14 protein-coding genes and 1 pseudogene are annotated in these 14,309 nt (G+C 35.0%); 11 read left to right on the forward strand and 4 right to left on the reverse strand.

The window, feature by feature from the left end; genetic code table 11:
• Positions 1–361: 361 nt before the first annotated feature.
• Positions 362–2,269, reverse strand: coding sequence for an endo-beta-N-acetylglucosaminidase (locus BW936_RS18005; RefSeq protein WP_159439038.1), 1,908 nt, complete (start codon positions 2,267–2,269; stop codon positions 362–364).
• Between the two features lie 131 nt (positions 2,270–2,400).
• On the opposite strand from BW936_RS18005, the gene BW936_RS18010 reads away from it, so the two are divergent.
• The gene (locus BW936_RS18010) at positions 2,401–2,760 is read left to right on the forward strand and encodes a hypothetical protein (RefSeq protein ID WP_076550974.1); all 360 of its coding nucleotides are present in this window, start codon (positions 2,401–2,403) and stop codon (positions 2,758–2,760) included.
• A gap of 221 nt (positions 2,761–2,981) precedes the next feature.
• On the opposite strand, the gene BW936_RS18015 is transcribed toward BW936_RS18010, so the two are convergent.
• The 3 genes from BW936_RS18015 to BW936_RS18025 form a co-directional block, all read right to left on the reverse strand.
• Positions 2,982–3,728: a hypothetical protein gene (locus BW936_RS18015; RefSeq protein ID WP_076550976.1), complete on the reverse strand. Its 747-nt coding sequence runs from the start codon at positions 3,726–3,728 to the stop codon at positions 2,982–2,984.
• 11 nt (positions 3,729–3,739) lie between these two features.
• Positions 3,740–5,353, reverse strand: coding sequence for a glutamate synthase-related protein (locus tag BW936_RS18020; protein WP_076550978.1), 1,614 nt, complete (start codon positions 5,351–5,353; stop codon positions 3,740–3,742).
• Positions 5,354–5,419: 66 nt separating this feature from the next.
• Complete coding sequence (locus BW936_RS18025; protein WP_076550980.1) at positions 5,420–5,812, reverse strand: hypothetical protein; 393 nt, start codon at positions 5,810–5,812, stop codon at positions 5,420–5,422.
• 447 nt (positions 5,813–6,259) lie between these two features.
• Here BW936_RS18025 and BW936_RS18030 point away from each other — a divergent pair, with 447 nt between their 5' ends.
• The 10 genes and pseudogenes from BW936_RS18030 to BW936_RS20005 all read left to right on the forward strand — a co-directional run.
• Positions 6,260–6,736 carry a nucleoside deaminase gene (locus BW936_RS18030; RefSeq protein WP_076550982.1) on the forward strand — a complete coding sequence of 159 codons (477 nt, stop codon included), beginning with the start codon at positions 6,260–6,262 and terminating at the stop codon, positions 6,734–6,736.
• A gap of 164 nt (positions 6,737–6,900) precedes the next feature.
• Positions 6,901–7,770 (forward strand): AraC family transcriptional regulator, encoded by an 870-nt coding sequence (locus BW936_RS18035; protein ID WP_076550984.1) that lies wholly within the window; start codon positions 6,901–6,903, stop codon positions 7,768–7,770.
• 87 nt (positions 7,771–7,857) lie between these two features.
• On the forward strand, positions 7,858–9,180 hold the full coding sequence (locus tag BW936_RS18040) for an L-fuconate dehydratase (RefSeq protein WP_076550986.1): 1,323 nt from the start codon (positions 7,858–7,860) through the stop codon (positions 9,178–9,180).
• An 11-nt stretch (positions 9,181–9,191) separates the two neighbouring features.
• The gene (locus BW936_RS18045; RefSeq protein WP_076551019.1) at positions 9,192–9,965 is read left to right on the forward strand and encodes an SDR family NAD(P)-dependent oxidoreductase; all 774 of its coding nucleotides are present in this window, start codon (positions 9,192–9,194) and stop codon (positions 9,963–9,965) included.
• A gap of 10 nt (positions 9,966–9,975) precedes the next feature.
• Positions 9,976–10,833 carry a fumarylacetoacetate hydrolase family protein gene (locus BW936_RS18050; protein ID WP_076551022.1) on the forward strand — a complete coding sequence of 286 codons (858 nt, stop codon included), beginning with the start codon at positions 9,976–9,978 and terminating at the stop codon, positions 10,831–10,833.
• A complete protein-coding gene (locus BW936_RS18055) occupies positions 10,830–11,663 on the forward strand; it encodes an amidohydrolase family protein (RefSeq protein WP_076550987.1) in 834 nt (277 codons plus the stop codon). Before BW936_RS18050 ends, BW936_RS18055 begins: the two co-directional genes overlap by 4 nt.
• A gap of 24 nt (positions 11,664–11,687) precedes the next feature.
• Positions 11,688–12,467, forward strand: coding sequence for an L-fucose dehydrogenase (locus BW936_RS18060; RefSeq protein ID WP_076550989.1), 780 nt, complete (start codon positions 11,688–11,690; stop codon positions 12,465–12,467).
• 48 nt (positions 12,468–12,515) lie between these two features.
• On the forward strand, positions 12,516–13,823 hold the full coding sequence (gene fucP / locus BW936_RS18065; RefSeq protein ID WP_076550991.1) for an L-fucose:H+ symporter permease: 1,308 nt from the start codon (positions 12,516–12,518) through the stop codon (positions 13,821–13,823).
• Positions 13,824–13,825: 2 nt separating this feature from the next.
• The gene (locus BW936_RS18070) at positions 13,826–14,161 is read left to right on the forward strand and encodes an L-rhamnose mutarotase (RefSeq protein ID WP_076550993.1); all 336 of its coding nucleotides are present in this window, start codon (positions 13,826–13,828) and stop codon (positions 14,159–14,161) included.
• Positions 14,158–14,309 (forward strand): annotated as a pseudogene (locus BW936_RS20005) (alpha-hydroxy-acid oxidizing protein); the annotation flags it as partial. The gene BW936_RS18070 and the pseudogene BW936_RS20005, both read left to right, overlap by 4 nt.

Here is a 14,309-nt window from a genome sequence, read left to right on the forward strand (position 1 = left end):
CTTAATTTTACATATACCTCTTTAAGCTTTTAACAGGGTTATCAACAATTTCATTTTTTAAGTAAAATAACTAGTTAATAACACCATAAAAGAAAGAATTTAGTCTATTGTAAATCAATTACTTACAGCTACTTTTTTGAATACACGAAAGAAGTAAGCTTAAAGAAATACTTCAGCTAAAATTTTATAAAATTATTTTTTACCAGGTTTTACATAAGTTATTTTTTAAAATAACCTGCTATGTTCATCGAGGTAAATTTTTGAATAAAATCAGTGTGGTCTTAAATGGTTTTCGCTCAATCAAATAGCTAAAATCACATTAACTGGTACATGAAATTTTTTACTTAAACCATAACTTTAGCTATTGAGATACATTCACCCTTTTTCGGATTATTTTTCCCTTTGCACCGCCAAAACTTTCAGATTGTACTTCTAAATTAAGCATACCATTTTTTGTAGGAATATGTGATATATAAAAATCTTGTGCCGGAGTTTTACCCAACCAGACTCTTTCATTTTTGGCATTTATATAATATAAATTATGATATACGTTCTTTTCAATAGAAGAAAAATGCACATATAATTCTACCTTATTTTCTCCTGCAAAGGTTTTAACGGTAAATGATGAAGTTAATGGCCTAGATTCTTTTACGGCATGCATAGATATTTCTCCCAAATACACACTTCCATTTCCTCTTTTATATATCCCTATTTTAGATATAGTTATATTTTTATGTACTGGAATAGTAATTTTATGTTTTCTCCAAGAAGATGAACTACTTAAAGGATATGTCAAAACCTCACCATTTGACAATTGAGCGTACACTTCTATAGCCACAGTCCCTATTGTTTTAGAGATTACATTAAGTTTTACATTTTTATCCAAATTAATTTTGGTTTTGTACAAAGGAATTTGCGCATCTTCAGTTCCTTCAAACAATAAACTACTACCACCAGTATAACTATCTTCAAAATCAATACTGGCTTTTACCTTGGTACTATCTACTTGAAATTGCCATGTTGGTAGCACATCTTGTATACTAAGGTTGTGCCATTCATTTTTTGAGACAGTATTTCCATGCTCATTATAAAAATGCCCAAGACCATAATTGAAATTCGTTTTAAAGGGCAATTCGTTGATAACGCTACGCGGTTCAAAATAATCTGCAAAACCCAACCATGTACGCGATCCAAATCGTGTTTCTATTGAAGAACCGCCATTCCAAAACTTTTGTTCGTTGGCGTACACATCTGCTGGTGTTTTTGATTCTGATATATCAAAAGTAGCATTTGACCAATATATTCCAATAGAAGTATTATTTGGTTTTCCATCCTTATATAATGCATCCCATTTTACAGGAGTCTTGTAACTTTTAGATTGTACATCTATACCTGCGTATAAGTCCCACTCGCTCCTACCCAGCTCCTGCGCCAAAGCTTTGCTATCCTCTAAATTAACTTCGTTATATCTAAAATTGATAAAGAAGACATCTGACATACTTTTATCGCCTTTTTGAAAATACATTTGATTATGGTTGTTCAATTCATCTTGCCATATCACCCTTGAATCAGCTATCATAGCATCATACCATACCAATTTTAATTGCGATTGTGTTCTGTAATAAGATATAAACTGTTGCATCAACGCTCCAACCTCACCATCCAAATCATAGGTTTCTTGATTTATGAACCATCCATCAAAATTATAGGTATTGGCAACTTCAATAAGTTTATCCGCAACGGGAAAACTACCATCTTCATTTTGCTCCAAAAATTCGTACACCCATTCTTCTCTCCCTCCATATACATTAGGCGGAAAAAATACCGTACCTATACTTTTAACTCCGTTCTTATGTGCGGCATCTGTCCAGAAGGCAGTAGGCGGCACTATGATTCCTTCATTTGATGACCCACCCCATTGCACAAAATAATCTATTTGCTGCCAAAAAGGGAATGCATACTGTTTTACACTAGAAAATCCCTGCGACGGATGAAAATTGGTGGTATGTGGCGCCATCAACGCTATAATTCCAGGTACCTTCTGTGCATTATCGTTTAAATCTGTAGAATCATTTAAGAAACGACTTGCCAACGCTACCTGACTAATATTGAATTTTGCATCAATATCATTGTCCGGACTCCATTTTAAAAGTTCTTTTACAAACCAATATGAAGAATATGGCTGGTTTTCTCCATACTTTCCTTCTTGAGCATTAATTTTTGTTAAAAAACACAAGCCCACCAAACACACTAAAATTTCTTTATTCATATTCATTTTTAATAAAAGATAAAGATTGCTATTTTCTAAGGAACCTACAAAAAGATAGGCCATAACCTTTTCTGTTATTCAAGAGACCATACGTCCAATTTTCAATATTTTTGTGATAGATACTAAAATATATGAGCATTGAAGATTTAGTTGGGGAGTATAACATTATCGGCAGTAACCAAGATGCTGAATCGTTTACCTACAAAGGAACACTTCTATTAACTTTAAATTCAAATCAAAGAATTGAAGCAAAATGGACCATCAATCCCGATCAAGAGCAATATGGAACAGGATTCTTTAAAAACAATATTCTAGTTATAAATTTTAAATACCAAGGTGATGACAACCAAACCTACAAAGGTGTTGTGGTTTACCAGTGTATAAATAGGGATATTCTAGACGGATTTTGGTCAGAAAAACATGGTAATCCTCTTTATTTAGGGGAGGAACGCTGTTTTAGAGTAAAAACCAATATAGCGGTAAAGAACTAAGTCTAAAATTAAAGGACAAGCACTATGCAACCACCAATTAAGCTTTAAACATCCATAATAATTCTGCCACACCATTGGACAATAATTCTATATGTTCAATTTTCTATCTTTTACCTTTATCAATTGTATAACACCTCTTTTGATTACCTTATAAATTATACTTGTGCTATAGATTAGTACTAGTTAATTACTATATCTTTTTACAATAACTACATATATATTTATGCTCCTGTAGTTTTTGTATAACTACCAATTGCTTCGGCAAAAAATTGAAGCACTTCCTTTTCGTTTACATTTGCTACCGGTAATACCGCTCCTTTAAAACTGGTATTCTTCCACTCTCCTAAAGACAGTATTTCAAAATTATTGGTATCTAAACTTCCCTGTTCCCCATATCCACTGATATAAAAATAGTGCTCGTTTATGATGTCATCAGGAATAGCCAACCCAAAGCCAACTGAAACCTTATGAGCTAAACTTGCGTAAGCTCCCAAATCAAAATGATGTGGCCAAACACGAATACTAGACTCCAGATCTGTTGTATTAAGGGTTTTTACAACGCTTGATTGTGCCAATGTCCTTAAAGCAGCTAAGTATTTTAATTCTGGTACGTTCAATTTAAAAGTATACGTCGCATCTATACTGTAAGGCAAATTATAATGAAAATCATAGGTATATGCCTTGTTTAAAAACAACCTTGAAGTTTCTTCTAACCATTGTAATACCTGCTGATGTGTTTTTCCGTCTAATAGAAAAGAAGCATTATTGTTAGAAACGTTCCACTCTAACGAAAAGGTGTTATAATTTAAAGATAATATATCTCCTTTTGATGATAACGGGTGTGTTTCCAATTGTTGTTTTTCAATGGACCAACCTAGATTTGTGTGGCTGTCATCATCTTTTTTAGTCAGAAAGCTAATTCCTGCAGCTGCTAAATATTGGGCCGCTAAGTGCATTTGTATTTTCATGGTTATACTTTTTAGGCGTTTATTCCTGCATAATTAATTCCGGTTAAGCGATGCATATCAAAATTAAAAGTGGATAAGTCCTCAAAATTGAATTTTGAAATATCATCATGACCACAAGATCTTGCAATTACCTTTATTAGGTTATTGGTTGCATCAAAATAGTTATATAACTGTTTTGCCGAAGAATCAATTATCAACCTACTACGTAACGATTCTTTTTGGGTTGCAATACCCACCGGACAGTTATTACTACCACATGCCCTCATACCCAAACAACCAATAGCTTGTAAGGCAGAGTTTGATACCGCAATGGCATCTGCACCTAGCATAAGTGCTTTACCAAAATCTTCTGCAATTCGTAATCCGCCAGTTATTATCAAAGAAACATCTGTTGCCCCAACATTATCCATGTACTTTCTAGCTCTGGCCAAAGCCGGTATAGTAGGTATATTAATATTATCTCTTAAAATAGTAGGTGCAGAACCTGTTCCTCCTCCTCTACCATCTAGAATGATATAATCAACCCCCACATCTAGAGCAAACTGAATGTCTTTTTCTATATGACTGGCCGCAATTTTAAACCCGATAGGAATACCCCCTGTTCGTTCTCTCACTTTTGCCGCAAAATCTTTAAAATCGTCTACCCCATGAAAATCTGGAAAAGTAGCTGGCGATATTGCCGTCTCACCTTCTTCTAACCCTCTAACTTCGGCAATTTCCTTACTCACTTTAGTACCAGGTAAATGTCCGCCCGTTCCCGTTTTTGCACCTTGTCCTCCTTTGAAATGAAAAGCCTGCACCTTATCTAACTTATCCCAAGAGAATCCGAATTTTGCCGAAGCCATCTCATAGAAATACTTACTATTGTTTTCTTGTTCACTGGGCAACATACCGCCTTCACCAGAACAAATACCAGTACCTGCAAGCTCTGCTCCTTTTGACAATGCTATTTTTGCCTCACGGGATAATGCCCCAAAACTCATATCACTAACAAACAATGGCATATCTAATTGTAAAGGCTTTTTTGCATTAGGACCAATAACTACTTTAGTTGCCACAGATTCTTCATCTAACAATGGTCTACTGGCCAATTGCGCTGGCAGAAACTGAATATCGCTCCATTTTGGCAAGGTATTTCTATCTACCCCCATAGAAGCTGAAGCACCATGATGACCCATATTTTTTAATCCGTTAGTAGCCAATTCTTTTATGTAACCGGTATATGGCTCAGTATCTTCGGGGTGTGTATCTGCAAACGCCCCTAAATAGGCATCTCTATTAAAAGGCTGAGGGCTATCTGCCAAGTATGCATCAATTTCTGCTTCATCTACAAAAAGCGTATTGCCCTCCAATTTTGTAGTAAATTTATGTAACACCTCTGCGTTATTATACTCTGACACACCAGTATCTACACGATAATCCCAGCCATGAAGACCACAAATAAGGTTGTGACCATCTACATAACCATCTGACATTAAAGCACCACGATGCAGACATCTTCCGTAAAGTACTGATATTTCATCATCAAATTTCACTACAACCAAATCTAAGCCATTAACTATGGCGTGTTTTGGCTTTTTATTTTCTAAAGTATTTATTTGGACAATTGCAATTGGCTTTTTCATAGTTTTTTTAGGCAGTTGATTAATAAAAAAAGCACCTGTTCAACAAGTGCTTTTTTATAAAATAATTTATGCATGATAATAGCGCTCATTTACAATTAAGCCATTTTCCCATACTGTACGGTTCACCTGTTCAAAGTTATGTTGAACCCCATCATAGGTCGTAAATTTCATTGTAGCTTCATAATAAGAGACATTACCTCTTACTGCAACATTTTTCATAGTATAACCTGCAAAATCAGTAACGGTTTCTAACAGTTCCTTTTCCGCTTGCAAACAAACTTCCTTTCCTATTTTAGGTTCATTATTTGCTTCTTGTAACTGAACATCATCATGCAAATACTTTTCCATTGCAGCAATAAACTCTCCTTTGCCAAGCAAGATTTTTAAATCTTTTAAAGCAGCTCTTATTTGCTTTTCATTATTTTTTCTTATTTCTTTTTTTGATTTCTTGTCTGACATTTTTATCTATTTATTTTTAGATTTCGTCGCTTGTAGTGTTCATAAATTACAATACAGCATATGAAAACAGTATTATTTACATTATTTACAAATATCAAGAACTAGAAAAAACGACTTTCAACCAACCAATAAACTTGTACTACCTGTAACTGCTTATTCCTATTTTGGTCTAATAAAAATCTCTATCATTCAACTATTCCACCATTTTCAATGGTCTTTCTGGCAACACATACTTTTAACCAAATCTCTAAAGCATAAAAAATCCTTAAACCTAATATGAAACTGTATTTAGGTGAACATTATTCATTAATTAATCATTGTTAGAACATATCATTCATTTTTTCTATAAAGACTAAGGTCTACATTAAATATTCTTTTAGCAGCCTTCTTAAAAGTGCAATGAAAAAGCTGTAATTTTAGATACATTTATTAAAAAACAGAAGCACAATGAAGCACGATCACGAGTTTTTTATGAGAAGAGCCATTGAAATGGCCTCGCATGGTATGAACGCAAATGCCGGCGGCCCCTTTGGTGCAGTGATAGTAAAAAATGGAGAAATTATTGCAGAAGGTCATAACCAGGTAACATCAACAAACGATCCTACGGCACATGCAGAAATGGTAGTTATTAGAGATGCCTGCAAGAAATTAAATACATTTCAACTAACAGACTGCATCATCTATACTTCTTGCGAGCCCTGCCCTATGTGCTTTGGCGCTATTTATTGGGCAAGACCAAAGGCTGTATATTATGGTTGTAATAAAGCCGATGCAAAAGCTATAGACTTTGATGACCAGTTTATATATGATGAATTGGAAGTAGAAATGAAAGACAGACAAATTCACTTTAAACAAATGTTACAAGAAGAAGCTATTGAGATTTTTAATAATTGGGCCTCAAAGAATGATAAGACACAATACTAAATAAACTTTAGTTTTTGCTAAAGACTACTGACCAATTGTTTTATACAAGGATAACGAATAGTAGCATTCTTTTTTATTGAATTAATACAAAATGCGAACTTACTATTAATTAGATATTTTTTATACATTCACGAATAGTACGTATTTTGTAATAAATTCATACAATGAAGCTTCATTTACTAGATAGATCCAGTGTTGCCAATACGTCTATTACAGTATCTCAAAATAATTACAAGAATTTTTTGAAGGTTTGGCATTTTCATGAAGAGTTAGAATTGGTATATATCGTTAAAAGTACAGGAACTAGATTTGTAGGTGATAGTATAGAAAAATTTGAAGCTGGCGAAGTAGTTTTAATTGGAAAAAACGTACCACATATGTGGTTGAACGACGAAGCCTATTTTCAAAAAAACTCCACGCTTAAAGCCCAAGCAGTTTCTATTCATTTTAAAGAGGACTTTGTTGGGAAAGAGTTTTTATCCCTACCAGAGATGCAACCTGTAGCTCATCTTTTTAAAAAAGCAGCACAAGGAATAAAATTTAAACATATTACAGATACCTTAAAAAATGATTTAGAAAATATACATAATTTAAATCCGGCACTTAAAATAATACGGATAATTGAAATATTAAGCAAACTTGAACATAACCAAAACTATACCTTATTATCTAGCAATGGTTTCATAAATACCTTTCACCAAACTGAAAATAACAGATTAAATATTATTTACGAGTATGTATATCAAAATTTCCACACCCCAATTAGCTCTAAAGATGTTGCCGAATTGGCAAACATGAATGCCTCTGCATTCAGCAGGTTTTTTAAAAATACCCATAGAAAACCATTTACTCGGTTCTTGAATGAAATACGTATAGGTTTCGCCTGTAAAATGCTGATAGAAAATAAAGAAAGTATCACCTCGATCGCTTATGCATGCGGATTCGGTAATATTTCAAACTTTAATCGTCAGTTCAGAATAATTAAAAATGAATCTCCTTCATCTTTTTTAAGCCAATATAGAAAGCATTTATAAACTTAATGCAAAAAAAGTATCGCATATGGTATTTTATGAGGTAGTTTTAAGCCATCTGTTCTAATATTTTTGGAGAAAACAAAATCAATGTCAAATTCTATTATAATTACTGATGTAATCGCAAGGGATATTCGTTTCCCTACCAGCAAATCATTAGATGGTTCTGATGCTATGAATCCGGATCCAGATTATAGCGCTGCTTATGTTATATTAAAAACAAATTCACCTGAAGGGGATGAAGGTCATGGACTTACCTTTACTATTGGAAGAGGTAACGAACTTTGTACACAAGCCATAAAATCTCTTTCTCATTTGGTTATTGGTAAATCACTAGAGAGTTTCACCGCAGACATGGGGGCTTTTTGGAAAATGATTACCGGTGATAGCCAATTGCGCTGGTTAGGCCCTGAAAAAGGAGTTATTCATTTAGCAACTGGTGCCATTGTTAATGCTGTTTGGGACCTTTATGCAAAGGTGGAAAAGAAACCGCTATGGAAATTACTAGCCGATATGACACCGGCCGAATTGGTTTCGTGCATTGACTTTACATACATTACAGATGCTATAACCCCACAAGAAGCTCTTGAACTTTTAAACAAAAAAGAAGCTACCAAACAAGAGCGCATGGCTCATTTGAATGAGAAAGGTTACCCTGCGTACACCACTTCTGCTGGTTGGTTGGGCTATTCTGATGACAAAATGAGACGTCTTTGTAGAGAAGCCAAAGAAAGTGGTTTTAAACATATGAAAATTAAAGTTGGTTCTGACCTTAAAGATGATATGAGACGTGCCGCTATTATTAGAGAAGAAATTGGCGACGATCTAAAACTAATGATGGATGCCAACCAAAAATGGGATGTAGAGGAAGCTATCACCAATATGGAATCGCTTAAGAAATTTAACCCATGGTGGATAGAAGAACCTACAAGTCCCGATGATATCTTAGGGCATGCAAAAATTGCAAAAGCCGTTAAACCAATTGAGGTTGCCACTGGTGAACATTGTCAAAACAGAGTTATTTTTAAACAACTTATGCAGGCGGGTGCCATTGGTATTTGCCAAATTGATAGTTGTAGGGTGGGTGGTGTAAATGAAATACTGGCTATTTTATTAATGGCCGCCAAATTTAATATCCCCGTTTGTCCCCATGCGGGCGGTGTTGGCTTATGTGAATATGTGCAACACCTTTCTATGATAGACTATATAGCCATAAGTGGCACCCAAGAAAATAGAATTATAGAATTTGTAGATCATTTACACGAGCATTTTTATGACCCTGTGGTTATAAAGGACGGTGCGTATATGCCACCTAAATTACCTGGATATAGTATTACCATGAAAGAAGATTCTTTAGACACATATACTTTTCCTGACGGCACATTTTGGAAAGAAGAATTACAAAACAAATAAACTACAGAAACATGAAGTTTAATCTAGAAGGCAAAAACGTTATTATAACTGGTGGCGGTAGCGGTATTGGTCAAGCAATTTCTACCACATTTGCAGCGCAGGGAGCTAACGTTCATATTTTAGAATTGAATGCAGATAATGCTGAAAGCACTGTAAATTTAATTAAAGAACAGGGTGGAAAAGCTACATCATATACCTGTAATGTTGTTGATCAACAGCAAGTAGTTGATGTAATTAATGAAATTACATCAAAGCAAAATGTGCATATTCTAATCAACAATGCAGGTATTGCCCATGTAGGGAATATTGAAAAAACTAACGAAGCAGATTTTGACCGCGTTTATAATGTTAACGTTAAAGGACCATATAACTGTATGCACGCTTTGATCCCTAGTATGAAAAAAAACGGGGGAGTCATTATTAACATGGCATCCATAGCTTCTAGTGTAGGTATAGATGATCGCTTTGCCTACTCTATGAGTAAAGGAGCAATACTCACCATGACGTATTCTATTGCTAAAGACTATATTAAAGATGGCATTCGTTGCAACTGTATTTCTCCGGCTAGAATTCATACGCCGTTTGTTGACGGATTTATAAAAGCAAATTACCCAGGACAGGAAGACGAAATGTTCAAAAACCTTTCTGCCACCCAACCTATTGGTAGAATGGGCAAACCACAAGAAGTCGCTGACTTAGCCCTTTATCTTTGCTCAGACGAAGCGTCCTTTATTACAGGTACAGATTTCCCAATAGATGGGGGGTTCATTAAACTTAACGGATAAAACATACAAAATGAAATTAATACGATTTGGATCACCGGAAAATGAAAAACCAGGTGTAATTCTTGAAAATGGAGCATGGGTAGATACTTCTGGTTTTGGTGAAGATTATGACGAGCTATTTTTTGAAAACAATGGTGTAGAACGACTAAAATCTTGGGTCAGTGAAAAAGCTGATAATCTTCCAAAAATAGACAAGAATACCCGATTAGGTCCTCCATTAAAAAAACCTTCTAAAATTGTTTGTGTAGGCCTAAACTACGCTAAGCATGCCGCTGAAAGCGGAATGAAAGTGCCTACAGAACCTGTTTTATTCTTTAAGGCAACTTCCGCAATCGTTGGACCAAATGATGATGTAATTATTCCGAAAAACAGCAAAAAGACGGATTGGGAAGTTGAACTAGCTGTTGTTATTGGCAAAAAAGCAAGTTATGTGGAAGAAACTGATGCAATGGACTATGTAGCGGGTTATATGTTACATAATGACTATAGCGAAAGGGAATTTCAGTTAGAAAAAGAAGGGCAATGGGTAAAAGGCAAAAGTTGTGACACCTTTGCTCCTATTGGTCCTTTTGTTGCTACTAAAGATGAAGTAAGCAACCCACATGATTTAGATCTTTGGCTTAAGGTAAATGGTGAATTATTGCAGAATAGCAATACCGAAGATTTGGTTTTCAATGTCCCAGAATTGGTAAGTTATATAAGCCAATATATGACATTGCTACCTGGCGATATTATTTCTACCGGCACTCCGTTTGGTGTTGGTTTAGGCCTCAATCCTCCAAGATATTTAAATCCTGGTGATGTGGTTGAATTAGGAATTGAAAAATTAGGAAGCTCTAAACAAGTTGCCAAGGCATATACAAAATGATCATTGACAGCCATCAACATTTTTGGAAGTACGACCCCATTAGAGATAGTTGGATGGATAGCGGTATGAAAATCATTCAGCAAGATTTTTTGCCTAGCGACCTTAAACCTATACTCACAAGTAACAATGTTGATGGCTGCATTGCCGTTCAAGCCGATCAATCTGAAGATGAAACAAATTTCTTACTTCAATTGGCTGCTGAAAACGATTTTATAAAAGGAGTTGTAGGATGGGTAGATCTATGTAATACAAATGCACAACAGCGTTTAGAACATTTTACAAAAGACAATTTATTTAAAGGGGTACGGCATATTTTACAGGCTGAAAAAGAAGATTTTATCTTGTCGGAAGCATTTGTAAGCGGAATTAAAAAATTAGCGCCGTTAAACTTAACTTACGATATTTTAATTTTTCCGCATCAGTTAAAAAATAGCACAACTCTAGTTTCAAAATTTCCTGATCAAAAATTTGTGATCGATCATTTGGCAAAACCACCAATTAAATTAGGTGAAATAGACCATTGGAAAGCAAGTATTAAAACACTCGCAAGTTTCCAAAATGTGTATTGCAAACTTTCAGGCTTAACAACAGAGGCTAATTGGATGACATGGAAAACAGAAGACCTTACGCCTTATATAGATATCATATTTGAAGCATTCGGAGCTAAACGTATTCTATTCGGTTCAGATTGGCCAGTATGCTTATTGGCTGGTAGCTATGAAAAAAACAAAGAAGTAGTTACCACCTATATTATGCAATTATCTCAAAAAGAACAGGACCAAGTAATGGGGTTAAATGCCATAAATTTTTACGGATTAAATTCTCATTAAATCATTAATTAAGATATACCAACGATGGATTTAAAACTGAAAAATAAAATTATAATAGTAACTGGTGGCTCATCGGGTATTGGTAGAGGTATAAGCTTAAGCCTTGCTAAAGAAGGTGCAATACCCTATATTTTAGGTAGAAATAAAGCGAACATAGTATCGGTTATATCAGAAATTGAAAAAGAAGGCGGACAAGCAGGTTACGCTTTCGCAGAACTTACCGACCCTGAAAAATGCAAAGAAGCTGTTGATAGCTGTATTGCCCGTTTTGGAAGAATTGACGGATTGGTAAATAATGCCGGTGTTAATGACTCTGTAAGTCTTGAAAACGGTAATCATGATGATTTTATGAGATCTATATCAAGAAATCTAACCCATTATTACATTATGGCCCACTATGCGCTCCCTGAACTTAAAAAGAACAAAGGCGCCATTGTAAACATAGGTTCTAAAACCTCTGTTACCGGACAAGGAGGAACTTCTGGTTATGCTGCCGCCAACGGTGGTAGAAATGCACTTACTAGAGAGTGGGCGGTAGAACTGCTTCCCTACTCTATTCGTGTAAATGCCGTTATTGTTGCTGAATGTTATACTCCGTTATATGATAGATGGATAAATTCTTTCCCAAATCCTGAAGAGAGATTAGGCAAGGTTACTGAAAAAATTCCTTTAGAGAATAGAATGACTACCGCCCAAGAAATTGCAGATATGGTTGCCTTCTTACTATCAGAAAAATCTAGCCACACCACAGGCCAACTCATTTTTGTGGATGGTGGGTATAGCCACTTAGACCGCGCCCTATAGTTCCTTGTTCCATTTTAAAAGTTTACCAAACCAAAAAACAAACAACATATGTCAAAGACAGATAAAACTCCGATCGTAACTACTAAAACAGTACTACCTTTTATTTTAATAACTTCCTTATTTGCTCTCTGGGGGTTTGCTAATGCTGTCACAGACCCCATGGTACAAGCTTTTAAAAAGGTATTAGAACTATCTAATTCTCAAGCGGCATGGGTGCAAATGGCATTTTACGGCGGTTATTTTTGCATGGCATTACCTGCTGCTCTTTTCGTTAGAAAATACTCATATAAAGTAGGTGTACTTATAGGTTTGGCGCTTTATGCCGTAGGTGCATTGTTATTCTATCCGGCAGCTATTACAGAACAATTCTGGTTCTTTTGTCTGGGACTTTACATCTTAACATTTGGCCTCGCTTTTTTAGAAACCACAGCCAACCCTTATATATTGGCAATGGGCGACCCTAAAACCGCCACACAAAGATTAAACCTAGCGCAGGCGTTTAATCCTATCGGACTTCTGTTGGGGCTTTTAGTTGCTCAACAATTTGTTCTCAAAAATCTACAATCAGATGATATTGAAAATTATAGTGCTTTATCCGAAGCAAAAAAATCGCTCATTCGTACATCAGATTTAATGGTTATTAGAGACCCTTATGTTATACTAGGATTGGTTATTTTGGCAATATTAGTATTGATCGCTGTTAGCAAAATGCCGCAATCTAAAGGTGACGGCTCTATACCTAGTCTAGGTCATACTTTTAGTTCTTTGAAAAAAAATAAAAAATATGTCTTTGGTGTAGTATCACAAATTTTTTATGTTGGAGCACAAATTATGTGCTGGACCTATATTTATCAATATGCAGAGGCTATTGGTATGGATAGTGAAACTGCTGCCAATTATCAGATTGTTACATTTATATTATTTCTAGTAGGTAGAGTAATTGGCACCTATCTGTTGCGTTTTATATCATCGGGCAAACTATTATTATTCTACGCTACAGCAGCTATAGTAGCATCATTGGGTACTATGTTTTTAGTAGGACCTATAGGGCTGTATTGCTTAGTTGCCATGTCTCTTTGTATGTCGGTAATGTTCCCTACCATTTATGGTATCGCCTTAGAAAACTTGGAAGAAGAGGAATCTAAAATTGGTGCCGCCGGTCTTGTCATGGCCATTGTAGGTGGTGCTTTAATGCCCGGCTTGCAAGGTAAAATAATAGATATTGGAGGATTTGGTGTAAACGATACTGAAATAATAGGTTTATCCGAAGTAAATTTTTCGTTTATTTTACCATTAATCTGCTTTGTAGTTATTGCTTTTTATGGGCAAATGACAAATAAACATTTTCAGAGCTAAATATGAAAAACCAAAAACATTGCTTTGCCTTAGATTTAAAGAATGATGCTACCCTAATCAATGAATATATTCAGTACCATAAAAATGTATGGCCAGAAATAATTAAAAGTATCAAAGGTTCTCACATAGAAAATTTAGATATTTATATCGTAGAAAATAGGCTCTTCATGATTATGGAGACCAGCCCCCTCTTCTCTTTTGAAAAAAAACAGGAAGCAGATAAAAAAAATGATAAAGTACAAGAGTGGGAAACGTTAATGTGGAAATATCAACAAGCTATACCAAACTCGAAACCAGGAGAAAAATGGCGATTAATGAACAAAATATTTGAATTATGAGTAAAGCTAAACTTGCCATTAATAATAACTACCCGTCTGTTACCGATTTACGCAATAAAGCGAAAAAGAAAATACCAAAATTTGCTTTTGAATATTTGGACGGTGGGTGCAATGAAGATGTCAACCTTATTAAAAATACGTCCGAAAT

It is taken from the genome of Maribacter ulvicola (genome assembly GCF_900155985.1).
In the GTDB taxonomy this organism is placed as follows: Bacteria; Bacteroidota; Bacteroidia; order Flavobacteriales; family Flavobacteriaceae; genus Maribacter; species Maribacter ulvicola.

Excerpts from the sequence above, each read along its gene's own strand:
- BW936_RS18005 (WP_159439038.1), bottom strand. The coding sequence starts at position 2,269 with ATGAATAAAGAAATTTTAGTGTGTTTGGTGGGCTTGTGTTTTTTAACA.
- BW936_RS18010 (WP_076550974.1), top strand. The coding sequence starts at position 2,401 with ATGAGCATTGAAGATTTAGTTGGGGAGTATAACATTATCGGCAGTAAC.
- BW936_RS18015 (WP_076550976.1), bottom strand. The coding sequence starts at position 3,728 with ATGAAAATACAAATGCACTTAGCGGCCCAATATTTAGCAGCTGCAGGA.
- BW936_RS18020 (WP_076550978.1), bottom strand. The coding sequence starts at position 5,353 with ATGAAAAAGCCAATTGCAATTGTCCAAATAAATACTTTAGAAAATAAA.
- BW936_RS18025 (WP_076550980.1), bottom strand. The coding sequence starts at position 5,812 with ATGTCAGACAAGAAATCAAAAAAAGAAATAAGAAAAAATAATGAAAAG.
- BW936_RS18030 (WP_076550982.1), top strand. The coding sequence starts at position 6,260 with ATGAAGCACGATCACGAGTTTTTTATGAGAAGAGCCATTGAAATGGCC.
- BW936_RS18035 (WP_076550984.1), top strand. The coding sequence starts at position 6,901 with ATGAAGCTTCATTTACTAGATAGATCCAGTGTTGCCAATACGTCTATT.
- BW936_RS18040 (WP_076550986.1), top strand. The coding sequence starts at position 7,858 with ATGTCAAATTCTATTATAATTACTGATGTAATCGCAAGGGATATTCGT.
- BW936_RS18045 (WP_076551019.1), top strand. The coding sequence starts at position 9,192 with ATGAAGTTTAATCTAGAAGGCAAAAACGTTATTATAACTGGTGGCGGT.
- BW936_RS18050 (WP_076551022.1), top strand. The coding sequence starts at position 9,976 with ATGAAATTAATACGATTTGGATCACCGGAAAATGAAAAACCAGGTGTA.
- BW936_RS18055 (WP_076550987.1), top strand. The coding sequence starts at position 10,830 with ATGATCATTGACAGCCATCAACATTTTTGGAAGTACGACCCCATTAGA.
- BW936_RS18060 (WP_076550989.1), top strand. The coding sequence starts at position 11,688 with ATGGATTTAAAACTGAAAAATAAAATTATAATAGTAACTGGTGGCTCA.
- fucP (WP_076550991.1), top strand. The coding sequence starts at position 12,516 with ATGTCAAAGACAGATAAAACTCCGATCGTAACTACTAAAACAGTACTA.
- BW936_RS18070 (WP_076550993.1), top strand. The coding sequence starts at position 13,826 with ATGAAAAACCAAAAACATTGCTTTGCCTTAGATTTAAAGAATGATGCT.